The 22892-nt window shown below is 69.8% G+C and carries 19 protein-coding genes and 1 pseudogene; 14 read left to right on the forward strand and 6 right to left on the reverse strand.

The window, feature by feature from the left end; all coding sequences use genetic code 11:
• Both V8688_RS14700 and V8688_RS14705 read left to right on the forward strand, forming a co-directional pair.
• Positions 1–812 (forward strand): annotated as a pseudogene (locus V8688_RS14700) (hypothetical protein); the annotation flags it as partial.
• Between the two features lie 60 nt (positions 813–872).
• Positions 873–2675: a hypothetical protein gene (locus tag V8688_RS14705; RefSeq protein ID WP_342801030.1), complete on the forward strand. Its 1803-nt coding sequence runs from the start codon at positions 873–875 to the stop codon at positions 2673–2675.
• A gap of 4 nt (positions 2676–2679) precedes the next feature.
• On the opposite strand, the gene V8688_RS14710 is transcribed toward V8688_RS14705, so the two are convergent.
• Positions 2680–4647, reverse strand: coding sequence for a glycoside hydrolase family 15 protein (locus tag V8688_RS14710; RefSeq protein ID WP_218717391.1), 1968 nt, complete (start codon positions 4645–4647; stop codon positions 2680–2682).
• Positions 4648–4754: 107 nt separating this feature from the next.
• Here V8688_RS14710 and V8688_RS14715 point away from each other — a divergent pair, with 107 nt between their 5' ends.
• On the forward strand, positions 4755–5018 hold the full coding sequence (locus V8688_RS14715; protein ID WP_218717390.1) for a hypothetical protein: 264 nt from the start codon (positions 4755–4757) through the stop codon (positions 5016–5018).
• Between the two features lie 81 nt (positions 5019–5099).
• Here V8688_RS14715 and V8688_RS14720 read toward each other — a convergent pair whose 3' ends face one another.
• Complete coding sequence (locus tag V8688_RS14720) at positions 5100–6149, reverse strand: M48 family metallopeptidase (protein ID WP_316573893.1); 1050 nt, start codon at positions 6147–6149, stop codon at positions 5100–5102.
• Positions 6150–6223: 74 nt separating this feature from the next.
• Here V8688_RS14720 and V8688_RS14725 point away from each other — a divergent pair, with 74 nt between their 5' ends.
• The 8 genes from V8688_RS14725 to V8688_RS14760 all read left to right on the forward strand — a co-directional run bounded on the left by V8688_RS14725 (position 6224) and on the right by V8688_RS14760 (position 14815).
• Complete coding sequence (locus V8688_RS14725) at positions 6224–6313, forward strand: Ms4533A family Cys-rich leader peptide (RefSeq protein ID WP_019045829.1); 90 nt, start codon at positions 6224–6226, stop codon at positions 6311–6313.
• A gap of 213 nt (positions 6314–6526) precedes the next feature.
• A complete protein-coding gene (locus V8688_RS14730; protein WP_342801031.1) occupies positions 6527–7576 on the forward strand; it encodes a sulfate ABC transporter substrate-binding protein in 1050 nt (349 codons plus the stop codon).
• 92 nt (positions 7577–7668) lie between these two features.
• Entirely contained in the window at positions 7669–8520 is an 852-nt protein-coding gene (gene cysT, locus V8688_RS14735; protein WP_218717398.1) for a sulfate ABC transporter permease subunit CysT, read from the forward strand.
• A complete protein-coding gene (gene cysW, locus V8688_RS14740; protein ID WP_218717387.1) occupies positions 8517–9323 on the forward strand; it encodes a sulfate ABC transporter permease subunit CysW in 807 nt (268 codons plus the stop codon). The genes cysT and cysW overlap by 4 nt, the downstream gene beginning before the upstream one ends.
• Positions 9320–10315 (forward strand): sulfate ABC transporter ATP-binding protein, encoded by a 996-nt coding sequence (locus V8688_RS14745; protein ID WP_218717386.1) that lies wholly within the window; start codon positions 9320–9322, stop codon positions 10313–10315. The genes cysW and V8688_RS14745 overlap by 4 nt, the downstream gene beginning before the upstream one ends.
• A gap of 172 nt (positions 10316–10487) precedes the next feature.
• The gene (locus V8688_RS14750; protein ID WP_218717385.1) at positions 10488–11885 is read left to right on the forward strand and encodes an FAD-binding oxidoreductase; all 1398 of its coding nucleotides are present in this window, start codon (positions 10488–10490) and stop codon (positions 11883–11885) included.
• A gap of 326 nt (positions 11886–12211) precedes the next feature.
• Complete coding sequence (locus V8688_RS14755; protein WP_218717397.1) at positions 12212–13216, forward strand: diiron oxygenase; 1005 nt, start codon at positions 12212–12214, stop codon at positions 13214–13216.
• Positions 13217–13228: 12 nt separating this feature from the next.
• On the forward strand, positions 13229–14815 hold the full coding sequence (locus V8688_RS14760) for an FAD-dependent oxidoreductase (protein WP_342801032.1): 1587 nt from the start codon (positions 13229–13231) through the stop codon (positions 14813–14815).
• A gap of 66 nt (positions 14816–14881) precedes the next feature.
• Here the strand turns inward: V8688_RS14760 and V8688_RS14765 are convergent, their stop codons facing one another.
• A complete protein-coding gene (locus V8688_RS14765; RefSeq protein WP_342801033.1) occupies positions 14882–15643 on the reverse strand; it encodes an SDR family oxidoreductase in 762 nt (253 codons plus the stop codon).
• A gap of 576 nt (positions 15644–16219) precedes the next feature.
• Between V8688_RS14765 and V8688_RS14770 the strand changes: the two genes are divergently transcribed.
• On the forward strand, positions 16220–18364 hold the full coding sequence (locus V8688_RS14770) for an Hsp70 family protein (protein ID WP_342801034.1): 2145 nt from the start codon (positions 16220–16222) through the stop codon (positions 18362–18364).
• 96 nt (positions 18365–18460) lie between these two features.
• A complete protein-coding gene (locus V8688_RS14775; protein ID WP_218717381.1) occupies positions 18461–19261 on the forward strand; it encodes an HAD hydrolase family protein in 801 nt (266 codons plus the stop codon).
• Positions 19262–19265: 4 nt separating this feature from the next.
• Here the strand turns inward: V8688_RS14775 and V8688_RS14780 are convergent, their stop codons facing one another.
• On the reverse strand, positions 19266–19688 hold the full coding sequence (locus V8688_RS14780; protein WP_218717380.1) for a VOC family protein: 423 nt from the start codon (positions 19686–19688) through the stop codon (positions 19266–19268).
• 90 nt (positions 19689–19778) lie between these two features.
• Between V8688_RS14780 and V8688_RS14785 the strand changes: the two genes are divergently transcribed.
• Positions 19779–20717: a YafY family protein gene (locus V8688_RS14785; RefSeq protein ID WP_218717379.1), complete on the forward strand. Its 939-nt coding sequence runs from the start codon at positions 19779–19781 to the stop codon at positions 20715–20717.
• A 45-nt stretch (positions 20718–20762) separates the two neighbouring features.
• On the opposite strand, the gene V8688_RS14790 is transcribed toward V8688_RS14785, so the two are convergent.
• Positions 20763–21452: an SGNH/GDSL hydrolase family protein gene (locus V8688_RS14790; protein ID WP_218717378.1), complete on the reverse strand. Its 690-nt coding sequence runs from the start codon at positions 21450–21452 to the stop codon at positions 20763–20765.
• A 10-nt stretch (positions 21453–21462) separates the two neighbouring features.
• Complete coding sequence (locus tag V8688_RS14795) at positions 21463–22881, reverse strand: MFS transporter (RefSeq protein WP_218717377.1); 1419 nt, start codon at positions 22879–22881, stop codon at positions 21463–21465.
• Between the last annotated feature and the right edge of the window lie 11 nt (positions 22882–22892).

The following is a 22892-nucleotide window of genomic DNA, read 5'->3' on the forward strand; positions in this document are numbered from 1 at the left end:
CCGCCGCTCCCGCGCCGGTGGCCGTCAACCCGGTGGTCAGCACGCCGCTGCAGACGACCATCCAGCCCGACGCCGCGTCGACCCCGATCGCCAACGTCTTCGGTGGGGCGGGCGCCGCCACCTCGCCACTGACCGCGCCCGCGGCCGCCGTGCCCGCGCTGTTCGCGCCGACCACGCCGACCAAGCCGGTGGTCGTGCCGGACATCACCGGTGGCCATACCCCGACCACCGTCCCGGTGACCGTGCCGTCCCAGCAGCCGACCGTCGACATCGACACCCCGACCACGGTGAAGCTGCCCGAGCTGCCCAAGCCGACGGCCCAGCTGCCGGACCCGACCAAGGCGGTGGTCACCGTGCCACCGACCGCCGCGACCGGCCCGGCCAAGCCGACGGTCCCGGACGACGTCGTCACCAAGCCGGGGACCACCGGCGGCGTCACGGCGCCCTCGACCGGGGCGAGCACCCCGACCGTCGACGTGCCCGACCCGACCGGATCGCACCCGACCGCGACGGTGCCCACCCAGCAGCCGACCGCGCCCACCCACCAGCCGACGATGCCGACCAAGCAGCCGACCGTCGACATCGATCCGCCGACCGTGGTCACCCCGCCGCCGGTGGTCACCGTGCAGCCGACCCAGGTCCCGGTGAAACCGCCGGTCATCGACACCAAGCCGATCGCCGCCGACATCAGCTACACCGACGACGGCTACCATGGCGTCTCGGCTGGACTGTTCGACACCGGGGTGGGTGGCGCCGATCATCTGGCTGCCGGGTTTCCCGTCGAGCACCATGGGTATGACTTCGTCGTCTGACACGACGACGTCTGGTCCCAGCGTCTCGGCCGGACTCATGCAACGAGAGTGAGGAACAGGTTGTCAGCCGCTGCCGGACTGCAGGCCGCGACGGTGAAGCATCCGGATGTGATGGCTCCGGTCGTTTCCCTGGTCGACGAACTGCGGGAACTGGTCCGCACGGGCGGTCGTGACGACCTCGACGCCAGGCTCGGCATGGTGCGAGCCAGGCTGAGCGATCCGCGGGTGCGTCTGGTCGTGGTCGGTGAACCACAAGCCGGGATGAGCACGCTGGTCAACAGCATGGTCGGCACCCCGGTCAGCGCCACCGACGGCAAGCCGAGCGTGCCCGTGATCGTCGAGTACGGGCCCAAATCGGCCGCGACGCTGGTGAAGTCGGCGCAGCGCGGCCGCGTCGAGCGGGTGCCGGTCGACCCGCTGAATCCCGGACCCGCGCTGACCGCCCTCGGGGTGCTGCGCGCCGAATTCGCCGAGCCGAGCCCGCTGCTCGCCGACGGACTGGTGGTGATGGACGCCCCCGGCGCGTCCGCCCACGAAAGCGCGGCCTGGTCGATGATCGCCGCCGCCGACGTGGTCCTCTACGCCGCCGACGCCGCCGCCGAGCTGACCGAGGCGCAGCTGGACTATCTGCGCCGGGTCGAGCAGGTGTGTCCGTCGGTGGTGTGCGTGCTCACCAAGATCGACCGCAACCCGCACTGGTCGCTGACCCAGCGCCGCAACCGCGCGCTGCTCGATGGCGCGGGCCTCAATTTCGCCGTCGCGCCCGTCTCGGCGGTGATGCACCGACAGGCGCAGGACAGCGGCGATCAGCAGCGCGACATCGAGTCCGGCGTACCGCAACTCATCGATCATCTGCACGACTATGTTGTCGCCCGGGCCGATTCGGTGGCCGTGGCGGCGGCGGTGCGCGACATCGCCCTGGTCACCGATCAGCTCACGCTCACCCTGCGCGCGGAGGCCGACGCCCTGCGCGACCCGCGCAGCCGGGCCGAGATCACCCAGCGGCTGGCGGCGGCCAGGACCGCGGCCGATCAGCTGCGCCAGCGCACCGCGACCTGGCAGGTCACCCTCGTCGACGGCAGCTCCGAGCTGAGCGCCGACATCGAACACGATCTGCGGCATCGGCTGCGCACGCTCGTGCGCGAGGCCGAGGCGGAGATCTCGCGCACCGACCCGGCCCGCAAGTGGAACGAATTCGCGACCGAACTCGACGCGCGGATCTGCGAGGCCGTCGAGGAGAACTTCGTGATGGCGCACTACCGCGCCGTCGAGCTCGCCGAACAGGTCGCCGCGAAGTTCCCGCCGGACAACCGCACCCCGCCGCTGCCCGAACTGCGCCTGACCAACCCCGGCGACGTGCTCGAGCCGGTGCAGTCGCTGGAGACGCTGGAGAGCGCGAAATCCAGTGTCGGACAGCAGGCGCTGTCGGCCCTGCGCGGTTCCTACGGCGGCATCCTGATGGTCGGTCTGGCCACCAGCCTGCTCGGGATGTCGCTGGTCAACTGGTACTCGGCGGGCGCGGGCGTGCTGCTGGGCGTGAACGCGCTGTGGGACGACCGCCGTAATCGCAAGCAGCGTAGGCAGGCCGAGGCCAAGGTCGCCGTCGCCCGGCTCGCCGACGACGTGATCTTCCAGGTGGGCAAGGAATCCCGGAACCGGCTGCGCACGTTGCAGCGGGTCCTGCGCGACCACTACACCGAGATCGCCGCCGAGGTGGGCCGTACCGCCGACGAGGCGCTGCGCGCCGCCGAGGAGACCGGCCTGCGCTACGGCGACCACCGCGAACTGCGGATCACCGAGATCGACGCGGGCCTGCGGACCATCGCCGGTCTGCGGGAACGCGCCGAACGGCTCGCGTACTGACCGGCTAGGGTCGGTGCGTCGGCGTGTGCGCCGGCTGGAACTGGCCGGCGTTGCGTGAGTCCTCGGCCCGGATGACGTGGGTGACCGCGTTGATCAACGCCAGATGGGTGAACGCCTGCGGGAAGTTGCCCAGGTGCCGTCCGGTGCGGGAGTCGATCTCCTCGGCGTAGAGGCGCAGCGGACTGGCCAGTCCGAGCAGGCGCTCGCACAGGTGGGTGGCCCGCTCCAGCTCACCGATCTCCACCAGCGCCGAGACCAGCCAGAACGAGCAGATGGTGAAGGTGCCCTCCTCGCCGTCGAGGCCGTCGTCGGTGGTGTCGGTGCGATAGCGCAGCACCAGGCCGTTGACGGTGAGCCGGGTCGCGATCGACAGCACCGTCGCGCGCACGCGATGGTCGTCGGGCGGCAGGAAGCGGGTCAGCACCACCAGCAGCAGCGAGGCGTCGAGGGTGTCGCCGCCGTAGGTCTGGGTGAACACGCCCTCGTCGTTCACCCCGTGTTCGAGCACGTCGGCCTTGATCTGCTCGGCGATATCGAACCACTCCGCCGCGCGCGTGTGCTGCCCGTGCAGCTGGGCCAGCCGGGCGCCGCGGTCCAGGGCGACCCAGCACATCACCTTCGAGGAGGTGAAGTGCTGTGGTTCGCCGCGCACCTCCCAGATCCCGCGATCGGGCTTACGCCAGTTCGCGATCGCCGCGTGCACGGTGCGTTCCAGCAGCGGCCACAGCGATTCCGGCACCTGCCCCCGCGATTTCACGTGCAGGTAGACGGCGTCGAGCATGGTGCCCCAGATGTCGTGCTGGTCCTGGTCGTAGGCGGCGTTGCCGACGCGGACCGGGGTGGCGCCGTCGTAGCCGGACAGGTTGGGCAGCTCGTACTCGGTGATGCGGCGCTCGCCGCCGATGCCGTAGAGCACCTGGAGCGGGAGGGCGTCGCCGTTGTCGCCGGTGGTGACATCGTTGAGGAAGGCGAAGAAGTCGTTGGCCTCCCGGTCCAGGCCGAGGGTGTACAGGCCCCACAGGGCGAAGCTCGCATCGCGAACCCAGGTGTAGCGGTAGTCCCAGTTGCGATGTCCACCTGGGGTTTCCGGCAGGGACGTGGTGGCCGCGGCGAGCAGGGCGCCGGTCGGCGCGTAGGTGAGGCCCTTGAGGGTGAGGGCGCTGCGCTGCAGGTAGCCCCGCCAGGGATGGTCGGGGAAATCGCCGAGTGTGATCCAGCGCCGCCAGCATTCGGCGGTCGCCCACATCTTCTGCGCGGCCTCGGCGAAGGTGGCGGGCGCGGGCAGCTCCGACCAGGTGAGCGCGACGAACACCTCGTCGCCTTCGGACATTCGGGTGCGGGCCCGAGCCTCCCGGCCCTCGAGGCCGAGGCGCAGATCGGTGGTGAGGACGAGCGCGGGTCCGGCGTCGGGGTCGAGCGAGGCCCTGGCCGTGGCCTGTTCGTAGACCTTGCCGGTGTACTCCCACGTCGCGCCGCCCTGGTGATAGTCGAACGAGGGCTGGCAGCTCATCTCCAGCTCGACCGTCCCGCTCACGCATTTGACCGTGCGCAGCAGGGTGTGTTCGGCATCCCAGTCCATCGGGGTGCGGCGATGGGTCTTGGACCGCTGGTTGTTGTTGTGCCAGGGCCCGAGCACGAGCGCGTCGCGCACGATCAGCCAGCCGGTCTCGGTCTGCCAGGTGGTCTCCAGGATCATTCCGCCCGGCAGGTAGCGCCGCTCGGCGGGCACGTTCTTGCCGTACGGGCCGATCCGGAAGTGCCCGGCGCTGCGGTCGAGCATGGCGCCGAAGACGCTGGGGGAGTCGGGGCGTGGCACGCACAACCACTCGACCGAACCGCTGTTGGCGATCAGGCAGCTGGTCTCGCAATCGGACAGGAATGCGTAGTCGTCGATCGGCGGGAACGCGCCACGACTGCCACTGGACGAGACCGGACTCAGAATCGGCAGGCTGTCGGCACTGGGAGACTCCATACCCCATCATCGGGGCGCGGCACCGTAGTCGTCCACCGTGCGGCGCTGACGCGCCGCTCACAGCGACGGAATTCGCCCGTTCACGCCGACCGACTAGTCTGGTCGGCGTGCAACGCATCGCAGGTTGGTGGGACGGCTTCGAACTCTGGGTAGCCGGGCTGCCCTTCATCCCCCAGTTCCTGGTCGTGCTGGTCGGCATGGTCCCGATCAGCTTCGCCATCGCCTTCGTGCTCGACCGCGCCCTGCGCGCGGTCTTCCGCCTGCTCGGCCGCGGCGATCGCCACGAGCCGTCGGCGCCGGTCGCCGCGACGACGGTGCCGGTCACCGCCGCCGCGCCGGTGCGCCCGACGGTCGGCAGCGGTGCCCGCTGATGCCTCGTTCTCGCGTTCAGCTCGCGCTGGTTGCCCTGCTCGTCCTCGTCGTCATCGCGTGGTTCTTCACCCGCTGACGCGCTAGTTCCGGCGCCAGTCGTCGAAGCGCTTGCCCAGGTCCGAGACGGTCCGGCCGACTTCCTGGCCGACGGTGCTCACTGCCGCGCCGACATCGCGGCCCAGGTCACGCACGGTGCGCACGAGCAGGTCGTCGGACTGATCGAAGGACTCCCGGTAGCTGCGGGCGGCCTGTTTCACCTCGTCGGTGATCGTGGCGTTGCGGTCGTGCTCGCGCCGCGGATAGGTGCCCCCGAGCACGCGGTCGTAGTCGCCGGACTGGATCCAGCGGCGCAGCTCGGCCGCGCGCAGCACCGAGAACGGGTGCGATTGCAGCTCCAGGTTCAGCAGCTTGAGCACGCCGTCGCGCAGGTCACCCGAGCGCAGGTAGTCGTCGGCCTGGTCGAGGAACGCGCCGTGGTTCATCTCCGACAGCCAGGTGCCGCCCGCGGTCTTCATGTGCACCCGCACCGAGGCCTCCACGTCCTGGCAGCACAGCAGTCCGGCCCGGTCGCCGGACAGTTCCGACTTGCGGCTCCACTCCATCAGCGCGGCCACGATCGCGCGCAGCGCCCACCCGCCGCCGGGCATCCAGCCGATCGAGGCCGACAGCCGCAGCAGATGCAGGAGCATCGTGCGGTACACCGCGTGCCCGGACAGCGCGTGCCCGAGCTCGTGGCCGATGACGAAGCGCAGTTCCTCGGTGTCCATCAGATCGAGCAGGCCCGTGGTCAGCACGATGAACGGCCGGTCCATGCCGATGGTGAAAGCGTTCACGGTCGGGTCCTGCAGGACGTACATCTCCGGCGTCGACCGCGCGTCGAGCACACCCACGCAATCCGCCCGCAACTGGTGCAGGGTGCGGAACTGACGGTCGTCGACCCGGACGGCCGTCGCCAGGTACAGCAACCGGTGCTGGCGCTCGCGCAGCAGGCTCGACAGCGCCTTCAGCACCGTGTCGAATCCGGTCAGGGCTCGCAGCGCGACCAGCGCCGTGCGATCGGCCGGATGTTCCCACGTACGGGTGCTGATCTCGGGAAACCGCACGCGAACGCGGTCTGGTGCCATGGTCATGGTGTGAAATTCCCCCTGGGTGTGGAACTCTCGTCGAGTCGAATCATCATGTCGCAATCTGCTACAGTCTGCCTGTGTCGTCGAGTGTCGCCCCGCAGATCCGCCATGAGCTGGCGTTGATCGCTGTCGGCAACCTCGCGGTCGCGGACATCCTCTGTCGATGATCGGCCACCGGACTCGTCTGCGCGTACTTGCCCAGTAGACTGGCGCGCGCTTTTCCTTCGCAGTCGTCGTCCGAACTCCGGGGGCCAGTGGGCCCGAGTCGCGCCAACTGTCGTGCTCATTCCCTGCACGACAGGTCTACCGATCGACAAGAGCGTTCCCTGCCGCAGCGAAAGACGTTGCACCGCAGGTCCTTTCCCGAAAGGTTCACCCCGATGTCTCGCAACACCTGGATCGGCTCGCGCCGTCGCGCTGTCGCTGTCGCCGTCACTACTGTCGCCGCGGTCGCGTTGACCGCCTGCGGTGGTGGCGCCAGCGACTCGACCGACGGCGAGGCGGGCGCTGACGGCAGCGGGGGCAGTCTCTATCTGTACGCCTACGCCGTTCCCAAGCCGGGTTTCGACAAAGTCGTGCCGGAGTTCAACAAGACCGACGCGGGCAAGGGCGTGCAGATCCAGGCCTCCTACGGCGCCTCGGGCGACCAGTCGCGCAAGGTCAAGGACGGCGCCGAGGCCGATGTCGTCAACTTCTCGGTCGAGCCCGACATCACCCGCCTCGTCGATGCGGGCCTGGTGGAGTCGAACTGGAACGCCGACGCGAGCAAGGGCATCCCCTTCGGCTCGGTCGTGACCCTGGTCGTGCGCAAGGGCAACCCCAAGGGCATCAAGGACTGGGACGACCTGCTCGCGCCCGGCGTGGAGGTCGTCACCCCGAACCCGTTCAGCTCGGGTTCGGCCAAGTGGAACCTGCTCGCCCCCTACGCGGCCAAGAGCGACGGCGGCAAGAACCAGCAGGCCGGCCTGGACTACCTGTCCCAGCTGATCTCGCCCGAGCACGTCAAGGTGCAGCCGAAGTCGGGCCGCGAGGCGACCGAGACCTTCCTGCAGGGCACCGGTGACGTGCTGCTGAGCTACGAGAACGAGGCCATCTTCTCCGAGCGCAACGGCGACCCGATCGAGCACATCAACCCGCCGACCACCTTCAAGATCGAGAACCCGGTCGCGGTGCTGAAGAACTCCCAGAACCTGCCCAAGGCCACCGCCTTCCGTGACTTCCTGTTCACCCCGGAAGGCCAGAAGGCGTGGGCGCAGGCCGGTTTCCGTCCGGTCGATCCGAAGGTCGCCGCCGAGTTCGCCGCGGACTTCCCGACCCCGGCCAAGCTGTGGACGATCGATGACCTCGGTGGCTGGAAGGCCGTCGACAAGGACCTGTTCGCGCAGGGCACCGGCAAGGTCGCGGTCATCTACGACAAGGCGACCAAGTAACTCGTGACCCAAGACACACGCGATACTGGACAACTGTGACTGACAGCAGTGGGCACGCCGGGACCGGAGCAACCTCCGATCCCGGCGTCGCCGTGAAACTGGAGAAATCCGTGCCCGCCCCGCGCGGGCCCCGCCGGTCGTGGCTGCGCGTGACCGGTTCGGTGGGCCCGGTCGGCATCGGCGTCGCCGTGCTCTGGCTCAGCGTCATCGTGCTGCTGCCGCTGGCGGCACTGACCGTCAGCTCGTTCGAGGACGGGTGGTCGGGCTTCTGGGACGCGGTCACCGCGCCCGCGGCCCTGGACTCGCTGCGCATCACCGTCGGGGTCTCGGTGGTCGTCGCCGTGCTCAACGTCGTGATGGGCACCCTCATCGCCTGGGTACTGGTGCGCGACGAATTCCCCGGCAAGGGCATCGTCAACGCGCTGATCGATCTGCCGTTCGCGCTGCCCACGATCGTCGCCTCGATCGTGCTGCTCTCGCTCTACGGCCCCAACAGCCCGATCGACATCCACCTCAACGCCACCCAGCCCGGCCTGGTGGTGGCGCTGGCGTTCGTCACGCTGCCGTTCGTCGTACGGTCGGTGCAGCCGGTGCTGATCGAGGTCGACAAGGAAGTGGAACAGGCCGCGCTCTCGCTGGGCGCGAGCAACTGGGTCACCTTCCGCCGCATCGTGCTGCCGACGCTGGCGCCCGCGATCATCTCCGGCGGCGGCCTCGCCTTCGCCAGGGCGATCGGCGAGTACGGCTCGGTCGTGCTGATCGGCGGCAACATCCCGCGCGAGACGCAGATGACCTCGCAGTACATCCAGCAGCAGATCGAGGTGGATCGTCCGGTCAACGCCGCCGCGGTCTCGGTCGCGCTGCTGGCGATCTCCTTCGCCAGCCTGCTCGTGCTGCGGTTGCTCGCCGAGCGCACCGCCCGCAAGGAAGAGGCGGCCCGATGAAGCTGTCCCTGTTCACCCGGCTCTCGCTGCGCACGGTCGCCCTCGGCTATCTGTTCGTACTGCTGGTGCTGCCGCTGGCGATCATCCTGTGGCGCACCTTCGAGCGGGGGATCGGCGCCTTCCTGGACTCGATCACCACGCCCGCGGCCATCTCGGCGTTCCAGCTGTCGATGATCATCGTGGCCATCGTCGTGCCGCTCAACGTCGTATTCGGGGTGATCACGGCGCTGGCGCTGGTGCGGAGCAAGTTCCCGGGGCGCAGCCTCGTGCAGGGCATCGTCGACCTGCCGTTCGCGGTCTCGCCGGTCGTCGTCGGTGTGTCGCTGATCCTGCTGTGGGGTGCGGGCGGCTGGTTCGGTGGCCTGGAATCCCTGGGCTTCAAGGTGATCTTCAGCCTGCCCGGCATGGTGATCGCGACCATCTTCGTGACGCTGCCGTTCGTGGTGCGCGAGGTGGAGCCGGTGCTGCACGAGATCGGCGACGATCAGGAGCAGGCCGCGGCCACTCTCGGCGCGTCGCGCTGGCAGACCTTCTGGCGGATCACCCTGCCCGCGATCCGCTGGGGCCTGACCTACGGCGTCGTGCTCACCGTGGCCCGCGCGCTGGGCGAGTTCGGCGCGGTGATCATGGTCTCGACCGCGCTGCCCGGCAAGTCGCAGACGCTGACCCTGCTGGTGCACGGTCGCTACATCAACGACCACAACACCTTCGGCGCCTACAGCGCGGCCACGCTGCTGATGGGTATGGCGCTGGTTGTTCTTCTCCTGATGACTCTCCTCGAACGCAAGCGGGGCACCGAATGATCACCGTGACCAACGCGCGCAAGAACTACGGTTCCTTCGCCGCTCTCGACGATGTCAGCATCGACATCACCTCCGGCGAGCTGACCGCGCTGCTCGGCCCGTCCGGGTCGGGCAAGTCGACGCTGCTGCGCTCGATCGCCGGTCTGGAGTCGCTGGACTCGGGCATCGTCTCGATCGCGGGCAACGACGTCACCCACGTGGCGCCGCAGAAGCGCGACATCGGCTTCGTGTTCCAGCACTACGCCGCGTTCAAGCACATGACGGTGCGCGACAACGTCGCTTTCGGCCTGACCATCCGCAAGCGGCCGAAGAAGGAGATCGACAAGCGCGTCGACGAACTGCTCGGCATCGTCGGCCTCGACGGTTTCCAGCACCGCTACCCGGCCCAGCTCTCCGGTGGTCAGCGTCAGCGCATGGCGCTGGCCCGCGCGCTGGCCGTCGATCCGCAGGTGCTGCTGCTCGACGAGCCCTTCGGCGCGCTCGACGCCAAGGTGCGCACCGATCTGCGTCAGTGGCTGCGCAGGCTCCACGACGAGGTGCACGTGACCACGGTGCTGGTCACCCACGATCAGGAAGAAGCGCTCGACGTCGCCGACCGGATCGCGGTGATGAACAAGGGGCGGATCGAGCAGATCGGCTCCCCGGAGGACGTCTACGACCGGCCCGCGAACGAATTCGTCATGTCGTTCCTCGGCGCGGTGGCCCGGCTCAACGGTCACCTCGTCCGGCCGCACGATATCCGGATCGGGCGCGATCCGAGCATGGCGATGGCCGAGCACGAAGGCACCGCGGAGTCCGCCGGCATCACCAGGGCCACGGTGGAGCGGATCGTGCGGCTCGGGTTCGAGGTCCGCCTCGAGCTACGCAATGCCGCGACTGGTGATCAGTTCGCCGCGCAAGTCACCCGCGGTGACGCGGCCGCCCTGCATCTGAGCGAGGGCGAGACCGTCTACGCCCGTGCCACCCGGATTCCGGATCTGCCGCAGAGCTGAGACCGGGGACCCCTGTTGCCCGCGCGCACCCGGTGAGACGATGGGATCCGGTGCGGCCGCACCGAACCGGGCGGGACCCGCGCCAGGGGTGTGCGCGGGTCGCGTCGACCGTGGTCGGGGACCTGGGGGTCGGCACTGCTGGGCGAGAGCGCCCGGACCGGAGGAAGACGTCATGTCGACCGGGGTGTTCAGCGTAGATCTGTTACGGCGCTCGATCAGGGCGCAGGTCATCGGGCCCGCGGACGCGGGGTACGACGAGGCGCGGGCGGTGTGGAACGGCTCCATCGATCGTCGTCCGCTCGCGGTGGTGCGACCCGCCGACACCGCCGAAGTGGCCGAGGCGGTCGCCGCGATCCGGGCCGGCGGCGCCGATCTCACGGTGCGCGGCGGCGGCCACAACTACGCCGGGCACGCGGTCGCCGACGGCGCGGTGATGCTCGATCTGAGCAAGCTCGACAGCGTGCTCGTCGACCCGGTGCGCCTGCGTGCCCGGTGCGGTGGCGGCGCGACCTGGGCCGAGCTCGACGGCATGGCCAACCGGCAGGGCCTCGCGGTGACCGGGGGCTTCATCAGCGACACCGGCATCGGCGGGCTCACCCTGGGTGGCGGTCTCGGCTGGCTGACCCCGCTGTTCGGGATGTCGTGCGACAACCTCGTGGCCGCGGAGGTGGTGACCGCCGACGGACACGTCGTCGCGGCGTCGATGCAGGAGAACCAGGACCTGTACTGGGCGCTGCGCGGGGGCGGCGGCAATTTCGGGATCGTCACCGGTTTCGAGTTCACACTGCACGAGTTCGGCCCGATGGTGCAGGTCGCGCTGCTGTGGTGGCCGCCGTCGGAGGCGGTCGGCCCGCTGGTCGAGGGGCAGGCCGTGCTGATGGATCTGCCCGCCCGGCACTGCGGCACGATCAACGCGATCAGCTGCCCGCCCGCCCCGTTCGTGCCCGAACACTGGCAGGGCGTGCCCGGCTTCGTGGTCGGTATCGCCGGCGACAGGTCGGCCAACGACCTGGCCGACGCGGTCGCCCCGCTGCGCGCGCTGACCCCGACTCCGGCCTGGGAGTTGGTCGCGGAGATGCCCTACGCCGCGTTGCAGCAGCTCTTCGACGGCATCGCGCCGTGGGGCACCTTCGCCTACGAGAAGTCGCTCTACCTGGACCGCATCGATGCCGCGGTGGCCGAGGTGATGGTCGAGCAGTATCCGCGCAAGCACTCGCCGCTGTCGGTGATGCCGTCGATGCCCCTGTGCGGCCGGTTCTGTGACGTGCCCGAGGGCAACACCGCGTTCGGCGGTTCCCGCGACCCCGGCGTGCTGGTGAACATCTCCGCGTCCTGCCCCGACCCCGCCGTCTTCGCCGCGGAGCGGGAGTGGGTGCGCGAGTTCTGGGACGAGCTGCGGCCGTTCGCCCGCGGCGACGGCAGCTATGTGAACTTCCTGGCCGACCCGGGTCGGGAGCAGGTCGCCGTCAGCTACGGCGCCAAGTACCGCAGGCTGCGCACGGTCAAGGCCACCTGGGATCCGGACAACGTGTTCCGGCACAACGCGAACATCACCCCCGCCGCGCCCTGAGCGGGGCGCTGGGACGGGCCGTTCGCTGGCCGTGCGCGGCGCGGTCATCCGGGCAGCGGCCGCGCACGATATCCGGTACCGCCGGTCCGTCCGGCGAATCGCCGGATCCGGCCGCACGAATTTTCTCGACGCCGCCGCGGCCACCGGCGAACTGTGCATGACGCAGTGTCACAGGTAGAACCATTTTTACTGGTGAGTAGCTTTTCCTGGCGGTGGTTCGGCGCGCCGAACACGGGAAATCGGGAGAGGTGGGGAGTTGACGTGACTCCTCGTAGGTGTAACTATTGGAAACAGTAAACGTCCCTTGAGGAGAGGCAGTGACGACGATGTCTGCGCCCACCACCCCTGACGTCGATCCCGTAGTCGCGGAGGCTCAGGCGTACGCCGAAAAGTTGCTGATGCTGTCCGAGGCGTCGGTCGACCGGCACTTCGACCCGTTCGAGGACATCGACTGGGACAACCCCGAGTTCGACCCGAACTACAAGCCCGAGCGCTGGGTTCTGGTCACCTCGGCCGACCCGATCGGCCGCCACCCCTGGTACCAGGCGTTGCCGCTGGACAAGAAGATCGAGATCGGCAAGGTCCGCCAGGCCAATGTCGCCAAGGTCGGCCTGCAGTTCGAGGCCATCCTGATCATCGGCATGATGCAGCACATCTTCAACCTGAAGAACAACGACCCGGAGTTCCGGTACTGCTCGCACGAGATGATCGAAGAGCACAACCACACTCTGATGTTCCAGGAGATGGTGAACCGCGTCGCCGACGTGCCGGGCATGAACCCGCTCGTGCGTCAGCTGCGCCACCTGGCCGCCCCGGCCGGTGCGCTGTTCCCGAACTTCTTCTTCATGGCCGTGCTCGCCGGCGAAGAGCCGATCGACCACATCCAGAAGGACATTCTGCGCTCGGGTGACGACATCCACCCGATCATGCGCGGCGTGATGGCGATCCACGTGGCCGAGGAAGCTCGCCACATCTCCTTCGCCCACGAGTTCCTGAAGAAGAACGTCCCGGCGCAGCCCGCGGTCAACAAGTTCGTGCTCTCGGTCGCCATGCCGATCGTCATGTTCGTGCTCGGCCGCGCCATCGCGACCCCGCCGAAGACCTTCTTCAAGCAGTTCGAGATGCCCGCCGATGTCCGCAAGGAGCTGTTCTACGGTTCCAAGGAGGCCAAGCAGGTCTTCGCGGACTACTTCATCGACGTGCGTGCGCTCGCCGAGGAGATCGGTCTGATGAACCCGATCGCCAAGCGAGTGTGGAAGCTGCTCGGTATCGACGGCCCGTCCAGCCGTTACCGCTCGGAGCCCAAGCGCTCCGCCAAGCACGCGGCCTGAGACGATAGCAATATGCCATACGTCGTTACCCAGTCATGCTGTAGTGACGCCTCGTGCGTCTACGCATGCCCGGTGAACTGCATTCATCCGACCCCGGATGAGCCGGACTTCCTCAGCGCGGAGATGCTCTACGTCGATCCGGCGGCATGCGTGGACTGTGGCGCCTGCGCCACCGCGTGCCCCGTCGACGCGATCACCTCCTCGAAGAAGCTGACCGAAGAGCAGAAGCCCTTCATCGAGATCAACGCCGACTTCTACCGCGTGCAGCGGGACCGGCCGACGTTGGCTCGCCCGGTGATGCCGCCCGCGATCGACACGCAGCGTTCGCCGCTGCGCGTCGCCATCGTGGGGTCGGGCCCGTCGGCGATGTACGCCGCCGACGAGCTGCTGACCCAGCCCGGTGTCTCGGTCACGATGTTCGACCGGCTGCCGCAGGCCTACGGGCTGGCCCGGCTCGGCGTCGCGCCCGATCACAAGCGCACCCGTCAGGTCGCCGATCTGTTCGACGTGATGTCGAAGCAGGAGGACTTCGGTACCTACCTCGATGTCGAGATCGGCACCCACGTCAGCCATGCCGAGCTGCTGGAGTACTTCCACGGAGTCATCTACGCCGTGGGCGCGTCGGCGGATCGCAAGCTGGGCATCCCGGGTGAGGGCCTGCCGGGCAACGTGTCGGCCACCGACTTCGTCGCCTGGTACAACGGTCACCCCGACCACGCCGAGGACCGGTTCGACCTGAACCAGAAGCGCGTCGTGATCGTCGGCAACGGCAACGTCGCCCTCGACGTGGCCCGCATCCTGACCGTCGACCCGGCCACCCTGGCCGACACCGACATCGCGCCCTACGCGTTGAAGGCGTTGCGCGAGAGCAAGATCGAAGAGGTTGTGATCCTGGGTCGTCGTGGCCCGGCGGAATCGGCCTTCACGGTGCCAGAGTTCGTCGGCCTGCTGGCCGCCGACATCGACATCGCGATCGACGGTGAGCTGCCCGAGGTGACCGCCGAGCTGCCGTACAAGGTCGAGCAGAAGCTGCGTCTGCTGCACAGCGTCGCGCGGCGTCCGTTCGGTGAGCGTAAGCGCATCGTGTTCCGCTACCTGTCCTCGCCGGTGGAGATCCTCGGTACCGACACGGTGACCGGAGTGCGGGTCGAGCGCAACGAGCTGGTCACCGACGCCGAAGGCCGCACCAGCGCGGTGGCGACCGGGGACACGGATCTGCTGGAAGCGGGTGTCGTGCTCACCTCGGTCGGCTACCGAGGGGTGCCGACCAAGGATCTGCCGTTCGACGACGCTCGCGGCGTCATCCCGAACGAGCAGGGCCGGGTGCTGACCGCGCCCGGGGGCGAGGTCGTCGCCGGCACGTACGTGACCGGCTGGATCAAGCGTGGTCCGACCGGCTTCATCGGCACCAACAAGTCCTGCGCGCAGGAGACGGTGCAGCAGCTGGCCGCGGACTTCAACGCCGGCAAGCTGCGCGCGCCGGCGCGCGACGCGCAGGAGTTCGACCGGCTGGTGCGTGCCCGCCGACCCCAGGCGCGCGCCGGTGGCGCCGCGGTGCCCCACGGGGGACCGATCAAGCGCCTGCTGGCTCGCGGCTGACGCGACCGGCGACAGCGCCGAGGCCCGCCCCGTCGTCTGGGAACGACGCGGCGGGCCTTCGGCGTCCTACTGGGCGGTGAAGCCGCCGTCCACCGTGACCGCCGCCCCGGTGACGAAGGACGCCTCGCCGCTGAGCAGGAAGGCGCACAGCGCCGCGATCTCGTCGGGCCGGGCGATCCGCCCGATCGGGTGCAGCGCCGCGATCGCGGCCTCGCCCTCGGGCGTGGCGCCCATCGAGGCACGGAAGGCGGGGGTGTCGACCGCGCCGGAGACCAGCGCGTTCACCCGTACGCCCGCCGCCGCGGTCTCCAGCGCCACCGACCTGGTCAGACCGACGACGCCGTGCTTGGCCGCCACATACGGCGCCACCGAGGCCATCCCGACTACGCCGAGGTTGGAGGCGTTGTTCAGGATCGCGCCGCCGCCCGAAGCGGTGATCGCCGGCACCTGGTGCCGGAGCCCGTGGAACACCCCGGTGAGGTTCAGGTCGAGTTCGGCGCGCCAGGACGCGTCGTCGATCTCGGCCACCCCACCGAACGCGGTGACCGCGCCCGCGTTGTTGAACGCCGCGTCGAGCCTGCCGTACTCGGTGAGCGCCGCCTGGGTGAGCCGCTCGACATCGGCGTCGACGGTGACATCGGTGGGCACGAACACCGCCCGGCCGCCGGCCGCTCGAATCTGTTCGGCGACCCGCTCGCCCTGATCCTTGCCCCGCGAGCCGAGCACGACCGCGGCGCCTTCGGTGGCGACCCGCAGCGCGACCGCCCTGCCGATGCCGGAACCGGCGCCGGTGACGAGGACGACCTGGTCGGCGAAACGAGTGGACATCGCTATTCCCTTCTCTCCCTGGCATTTCGGAGCACGACTCGGTGTCACTCCGTGCTTCGAGTCAACCGCGGCCGCCGGGCGGGCGCTGGCGGGTATCGGCCGTGACGTTGACGCGTCATAGCTTTTGGCGTGTACTTCGGTATGTGGCACCCGAATTCGGCGAATGGCTTAATGCTGATGGCGGGAAAAGAATTGATTACCAGTCGGTAAGTGCGTTAATCACGGCCTGAAACAGACCGTAGGAATGTATTCAGCAGGCGCCCAAGTTGATTACTCGCAAGTAGCTGTATCTCGGAGTCTGTCAGTAGCTTTGGCAACGTTCAGGGGACTGGACGTCTGTCCGTATACCGGCTTACCTGGGAAGATCCCCTAACAAGGGCCAAAGGTCACGTGTTTCGTATCAATCAGGCAGCAATTCGGCTTTGGGCCGGTTAATCTGTGCGAGCTGTTTGGAAGACGACCGCGGCCACATGGTGCGCTCGCGTGCTGGACGTGGTCACGGTGCGTTGACGGGATAGCAAATACATGACCAGAGGTCTGGGCTTAAGCATCGGTACGGTCAATGCGATTTCGGCGGTGGTGGCCGATGATCCGACCAAGCCGACGGTGCGCACACGGCGTACCGCACTCACCTTCGACGACGCGGGTCGGCCCCGCATCGGAGCCATCAATGAATTCGCTTCGGCGATCACCGATTTCGCGGACCTGAGCCGCGAGCCGGAGCCGATGGTGATCGGTGGTCGCTTCTTCTCGGCGACCAACTTGATCGCCGCAGTGGTCACCGGCCTGATCGAACTGGCCGAACCGGCCGCCGGTGCCGTATTGACTTATCCGGCAGTGTATTCCGACAAGCAGGTCGCGCTGCTCGGGCAGGCGCTGCACCTGGCGGGCGCCGGTCAGGTGCTCCTGGCGCCGGAGCCGGTCGCCGCGGCCGAATGGCTGGAGGCCGACCAGGGTCCGCTGGCGCCGGGCTTCGTGCTCGTCTACGACCTGGGCGCGAACAGCCTGGACCTGACCGTGCTGCGCGTCGGGCCGGACTGGCCGCACCATCCGATGGTGGGAACCCCGGTGCGCTCCACCGACTTCGGCGGCAAGCCGCTCGGTGAGATGGTCGCCCGCTACGCCGGGTCGGGCAAGGTGGGCCGTGCGGCGCCGACGCTCACCTCGATGGTGAACACCGACGCGCTGCGCGCCGAACACATCCGCGATACCTTCCCGCTGGTCAGCAAGACCGTGGCGGCGGCAGGTCTGCGCCTGGCCGATCTCTCGCGCATCCTGGTGGTCGGCGGTGCCTCGCGGCCGCCGGAGGTCGCGCGCACGCTGGCCGAACTCGGCGTCCCGTTGGTCACCGTCGCCGATCCGGGTCAGGTGGTCGCCGCAGGCGCCGCCGCGCTCGCGGCTCGGACCTTCGCGCCGGTGCAGCAGGGTGGTCCCTCGGCGCCGCACGTCGCCGTGTTCTCCAGCGCGGCGGTCGTTTCCGCGCTCGCCATGTCGGCGATGACGGTGTTCGGCAGTCCCTTCGACCCGGGTCTGACCCCGGTGCTCGACCGGTTCCCGGCCCTGGGCGCGCCCGCCGAAGCCCTGCTCTACGACATGAGCGCCGACCTCGTCGCCGCGCAGAACAGCAGCCTGCTCGGCGCTGTCGACCCGATCACCGGCCGGGTCCGCGTGGCCGGCGCCGCCATCGCGCAGAGCGCGTACGAGAGGATCGTCGCCCCCGCCAACGCGGCCCGTGGCAAGACCGCTGACGGCGGCGAACGCGGCGGATCGGACCGTCAGACCACGAGCGAGGAGTGTCGTTCACCGCTTCTCGCGCGGTCGACCTACGGTGATCCGGCGCGCTTCATCAACCCGCTGCCTTTCCGGCTCGGTACCCCCGCGCAACCGTCGAATGTGCCGACCGCGCCGAGCGATATCCCCGGAGGTGGCCCCATCACCGGTTCCGGACCCAGTGCTCCCTCGGTGCCTGCCCCGGGCACACCGGCCGCGCCTGGCGCCACCACTCCCGGTACCGACCCGTCGACGCCGGGCGGTACGACCGCGCCGTCCACCGACACCGGCGCCTCGGCACCCACCGGCGGAACCGACACGGGCACAGCGCCTTCCGGTGGCGCGACGACCGGCGGCACGACCGGCGGCACGACCGGCGGCACCGAGACCGGCGGCAGCACGGGTGGCACGACCGGCGGGACGACGGAAGGCGGTTCGACCGTCGGCGGCACCACTGGCGGCAGTACTTCCGGCGGTGGAACCACCGGCGGCTCCGACAGCTCCGGTACCGGTGGCACCTCCAGCGGTGGCACCGGCGGTGCGTCCGGCGGTGGCTCCGACAGCGGCGCCTCCGGTGGTGGTGCGTCCGGTGGCGGTGCCGCGGGCGGCGGTGACTCCGGTGGCGGTGCTTCGGGCGGGGGTGCCTCGGGTGGGGGCGCGTCGAGTGGGGGTGCTTCGGGCGGGGGTGCTTCCGGTGGAAGTGACTCGGGCGGTGCTGCTTCCGGTGGTGGCGCCTCGAGCGGCGGGTCCGGCGCCTCGTCCGGCGGCGGGGCCTCGTCCGGAGGCGCGGCCTCCAGCGGAGCCTCGTCCGGGGGAGCTTCGTCCGGCGGTGCCTCGGGCGGTGGTGCTTCCAGCGGCGGCGCGCCCTCCGGCGGGTCCAAGGGTGGTGGCATGAGTGGCGGCGCCGGAGGTGGTGGCGGCGGCGGTGGCGGCGGTGGTTCGCGCCGCTGACCCCGGGCTGACCCGTCCACCCCTGTCCCTTGATCGTGGCTGGTAGGGCTGGTGAATTCTCGGGTGGGTGTCGGTGGGGGCGGGCACAATGGGCTGATGGCATTACTCGGGGGAGCGCCGAAACTGATCGCGCTCGATGTAGACGGAACCCTGTTGGCGACGGGGTTCGAAGTGAGCGCGCGGGTCTCGGCGGCAGTGGCGGCCGCGGTGGCGGCGGGGGCGCACGTGGTGGTGACCACCGGGCGCACCCTGCTGACCACGCGGCCGGTGCTGAAGGAACTGGGGCTCACCGAAGGACACGCGTTGTGCTCCAACGGCGCCGTGCATATCGATGTGGCGCGGGGCGAGCCGGTCGCGGTGCAGTCGTTCGACCCGGCACCCGCCATCCACGCCTTGCGTGCGCTGTTCCCGGACATGGTCTTCGCGGCCGAGCGAGTGGGGGAGGGCACCTGGGCGACGGGACACGGACCGGGAGAGTTCTCCATCGGTGAGTTCCTGCTCGTCGACCATCAGATGCTGGGCAGCGCACCGACTCCGCGACTCAACGGCTGGTGGCCCGGCGGCACCATCGAGGAGATGCTGCACCTGCTCGCCTCGCTGGAGGTGCCCGACGCCTCGTGGGTGCACGGCGAATTCGGGCCGTGGGTCACGGTATCGCGCCGGGGTGTCTCCAAAGGCTGGGCGCTGGAACGACTCCGGCTCGCGCTCGGCATCGCGCCGGACGCCACTCTCGCCATCGGCGACGGCTTCAACGACCGCGAAATGCTGCGCTGGGCCGCGCATTCCGTCGCGATGGCGGGCTCGCCGGACTCGGTGCTCGCCCTGGCCGACGAGGTGACCGGCGACGTGACCGAGGACGGTGTCGCCACCGTCCTCGAGCGCTGGTTCGCCGCCTGATGGGCTAGGCGGAGGCCGCCGCCCTCGACGCGGCCGTCATCGCGACGAAGTGCGGATTGCTCATGATCCCGAGGACATTGCCGAACGGATCGAGCACCGCCGCGGTCGCGAACCCCGCGCCTTCGCCGCGTTCGGTGATCGGCTCGTACTCGGTGGCCCCGAGCGCGAGCAGCCGGGCGAAGGTGGCGGCGAGATCGTCGACATGCCAGAACACGACACCGCCGCCACCGGGTGCGTTGCGAGCGCCCGCCGGCGCGTAGGCGCGGTTGATGAGGCCGAGCTCGGCCTGCATCGGCCCGACCCGGAACTCGTAGTAGCCGCCCGGCACCTCGTAATACGGGGCCAGGCCGAGGAACTCGGTGTACCAGTCCTTGGCGGCGGTGAGGTCGTCGGCGTAGTAGGTGGTGGTCGCCATTCCCTGCAGCATGTCTGCTCCCGATGTCGTCGTTGTGGTGAGAACGACTTTGCCAGGCAAAGTGCTCACCGAATGAGCACTTTGTTGGGCAGAATCACGAGTATGCGAGCGGACAGATTGGTGGCCACCCTGCTGTTGATGCAGGCGCGTGGCCGGGTGACGGCCGCCGAGGTCGCCACCGAGTTGGAGGTCTCGGTGGCGACTGCCCGCCGCGACCTGGAGGCACTGTCGGCTGCGGGTATCCCGGTGTATCCCCAGGCGGGCCGTGGCGGTGGCTGGTCGCTGGTCGGCGGTGCCCGCACCGATCTGTCCGGCCTGACCGCGGGCGAGACCAGGGCGCTGTTCCTGCTGGCCGGTCCGGCCGCGCAGGCCGCGCCGGAGGTGAAGTCCGCGCTGCGCAAGCTGGTGCGGGCTCTGCCGCAGACCTTCCGGGCGGACGCGGCCGCGGCGGCCGACGCGGTCGTCGTCGATCCCGCCCGCTGGGGCCGACCGGATCCCGAACCCCCCGCGGTTCTGCCCCTGCTGCAACGGGCAGTGGTCGATCGTCGGCAGGTCCGGATGGAGTACTCGCGGGCCGGGGAGCGCACCGTCCGCGTGGTGCATCCGTGGGGCTTGGTGGAGAAGGAAACGGTCTGGTACCTGATCGCGGGCACCGAGCGTGGTCGCCGGACCTTCCGGCTGGACCGGGTCGGCGCGGTCACCGTCCTCGACGAGACCGCCGATCGCCCCGCGGATTTCGACCTCTCGGCCGAATGGGCGCGGATCGTCACCCGGATGGAGCAGCGGCGGGCCGCCGTCGCCGCGACGGTACTGGTGTCGGCGACACTGGCGCCGATCCTGGCCGATCAGCAGGGCCGCAACTGCACCCTGCTCGGGCCGGTGGACGACGGCCGGGTCCAGGCCAGCGTCACCGCCGACACCGCGAAGATGGTCGCCCGGCAACTGGCGGGCTGGGGCGCCGACGTCGAAGTCGTCGGGCCACCGGAAGTCCGGGCCGAGCTCGTCGCCCTCGGCACCGAGCTGGTGCGCGGCAACAGCTGAGCGTCCGTGGTGCCGGCGGGACGCGCCGCCGACACCACGGACGGTCTAGCGCTCGAGCCGCGCGGCCAGTGCCCGCACCACCTCGGTCGCCACGACCGCGTGACCGCTCGTCGTGAAATGGATGAGATCGGCGCTCATCAGACTCGGCCGCGTCCGCACCGGGTGCTCCCAGAACTCGGTCAGCACGGCGTCGAAGTCGGCGGCCACCGCCCGCACCACCTCGTTCATCTCGGCCATGCGCGGACGCATCGGACGCATCGGCGCCATCCGCTCGATCGCCCACACATCGGCCACCGTGAACACCGACAGCTGCGCTCCCGTCGCGGCCAGCGCGGCGAACATCGCCGAGAGGTTGTTCCGCAGCCGCTCCGGGTCGCCGCCCGCCTCGAACAGGTCGTTGCCCCCGCAGCTGATGTGCACGAGATCCGGTGCGAATTCCAGGATCTCGGGCAACTGATGCTGCCGGACCTGGGTGCTGGTCGCGCCGATCCGTCCCGTATTGCGGTACACCAGTGCGGGATTCACCGTCGCCAGGGTGGCGGCGACCCGGTCGGCCCAGCCTCGGGCCGCGTAGCCGGGGCTGGGATCGCCGGTACCCGCGGCGATCGAGTCGCCCAGCACGGCGAAGCGCTGCCAGGGGGCCGCACGCAGCAACTCGACCGCTTCGTCCGGGCGCAACAACAGCGGATCGTCGGCCTCGGTGTACTGCTCGGACAACGGTGTGGTGAAAGACATCTCGCGACTCCTAACGGGTAGTACGGGCCTGCGACGGGACGAGGAGCAGCAGTGCGACCGCGAGCCCGATCACCGCGCCGACGGCGAATACCGTGTGGAAGGCGCGCACCGCGTCGTCGGGCACCGCGGTGAAGACGGCGGCCAGCACCGCCACGCCGAGCGCGCCGCCCACCTGCCGGGCGGTCACGTTCATGCCGATCCCGGCCGCGAACTGTTGCGGGGGCACCGAACTCGCGGCCGCGGTGCCGAGCACCGTGACCACGATGCCGATGCCGCCGCCGCCGAGCAGTCCGGCGGGTACCCATGCCGACCACAGCGCGGGATCGGGGCCGAACGCGTCGGTGCTCATCCAGGCCAGCGAGGCGGCGTACATCAGCGCGCCGACCACGCCGGCCCAGCGCTGGCCCCGCGGTGCGGTGATCCGGCCGACGATCACCGAGGTCACCATCGACGCCGCCGCGCCGACGGTCAGCGCCGCGGCCGATTCGAGCACCGAGTAGCCCCAGAGCGCGTCCAGGAACATCGGTCCGGCCAGCAGCCAGGCGAACATGGTCGCGCCGAAGAGCAGCGAGCCGGCATTGGCGAGCGCGAATTGCCGATTCCGCCACAGTGTTACGGCCACGGCCGGATCGGGGTGCCGCATCGAGCGAGCCAGCGCGAACGTCACCAGTACGGCGCCACCGATGAGCGCCGCGAGCGTGACCGGGGCCGTCCAGCCCCAGCTCTGGCCCTCGGTGACCGCGGCGACGAGCGCGCCGAGGCCGAGCGCGACGGCCAGGGTGCCGAGCGGATCGGGCAGGGCGGTATCGCGGCGGGCATCGTCGGTGCTCGGCAGGCGCAGGCCGGGCACGATCAGCGCGAGCGCGATCGGCACGTTGACGAGGAAGATCGCACGCCAGCCCAGGCTCTCGACGAGCGCGCCGCCGATGGCCGGACCGACCACCGCGGCGAATCCGCCCGCGGCCGTCCAGACGGCGATGGCGGAGCCGATCTTCGCGCGCGGCGTGGCTGCCAGCACCAGCGCGAGCGCGGCGGGCACCATGAACGCCGCCGTCATGCCCTGCAGGACGCGTCCGGCGATGAGCCAGCCCGCGCTCGGCGCGAGCCCGCACAGCAGCGAGGTGACGGCGAATCCCGCCAGTGCCAGGGCGAACATCCGGCGCCGTCCGAGGACGTCGGCCAGCCGGCCCGCCGGGGTCAGGAGCGCGGCGAAGGCGATCGCGTAGCCGCTGACGATCCAGGTCAGCGTGCTGGTCGCGGTGCCGGGGTAGGAGGTGGCGATGGTCGGGAACGCGATATTGACCACGGACAGGTCGATGAAGGCGATGAAGGCGGCGCCCGACGCCACGGCCAGGGTGCGGCCCGCGGCGCCGGTGTCGGGTGTCGTGCTGGTCGGCGAATCTTCGGGCCGAGCAGAAACGTCGGTCATGGGGAAGGTCC

Source organism: Nocardia sp. No.11 (genome assembly GCF_038752175.1).
Lineage (GTDB): Bacteria > Actinomycetota > Actinomycetes > Mycobacteriales > Mycobacteriaceae > Nocardia > Nocardia canadensis.

Excerpts from the sequence above, each read along its gene's own strand:
- V8688_RS14710 (WP_218717391.1), bottom strand. The coding sequence starts at position 4,647 with ATGGAGTCTCCCAGTGCCGACAGCCTGCCGATTCTGAGTCCGGTCTCG.
- V8688_RS14720 (WP_316573893.1), bottom strand. The coding sequence starts at position 6,149 with ATGACCATGGCACCAGACCGCGTTCGCGTGCGGTTTCCCGAGATCAGC.
- V8688_RS14730 (WP_342801031.1), top strand. The coding sequence starts at position 6,527 with ATGTCTCGCAACACCTGGATCGGCTCGCGCCGTCGCGCTGTCGCTGTC.
- cysW (WP_218717387.1), top strand. The coding sequence starts at position 8,517 with ATGAAGCTGTCCCTGTTCACCCGGCTCTCGCTGCGCACGGTCGCCCTC.
- V8688_RS14745 (WP_218717386.1), top strand. The coding sequence starts at position 9,320 with ATGATCACCGTGACCAACGCGCGCAAGAACTACGGTTCCTTCGCCGCT.
- V8688_RS14750 (WP_218717385.1), top strand. The coding sequence starts at position 10,488 with ATGTCGACCGGGGTGTTCAGCGTAGATCTGTTACGGCGCTCGATCAGG.
- V8688_RS14755 (WP_218717397.1), top strand. The coding sequence starts at position 12,212 with ATGTCTGCGCCCACCACCCCTGACGTCGATCCCGTAGTCGCGGAGGCT.
- V8688_RS14760 (WP_342801032.1), top strand. The coding sequence starts at position 13,229 with ATGCCATACGTCGTTACCCAGTCATGCTGTAGTGACGCCTCGTGCGTC.
- V8688_RS14765 (WP_342801033.1), bottom strand. The coding sequence starts at position 15,643 with ATGTCCACTCGTTTCGCCGACCAGGTCGTCCTCGTCACCGGCGCCGGT.
- V8688_RS14775 (WP_218717381.1), top strand. The coding sequence starts at position 18,461 with ATGGCATTACTCGGGGGAGCGCCGAAACTGATCGCGCTCGATGTAGAC.
- V8688_RS14780 (WP_218717380.1), bottom strand. The coding sequence starts at position 19,688 with ATGCTGCAGGGAATGGCGACCACCACCTACTACGCCGACGACCTCACC.
- V8688_RS14785 (WP_218717379.1), top strand. The coding sequence starts at position 19,779 with ATGCGAGCGGACAGATTGGTGGCCACCCTGCTGTTGATGCAGGCGCGT.
- V8688_RS14790 (WP_218717378.1), bottom strand. The coding sequence starts at position 21,452 with ATGTCTTTCACCACACCGTTGTCCGAGCAGTACACCGAGGCCGACGAT.
- V8688_RS14795 (WP_218717377.1), bottom strand. The coding sequence starts at position 22,881 with ATGACCGACGTTTCTGCTCGGCCCGAAGATTCGCCGACCAGCACGACA.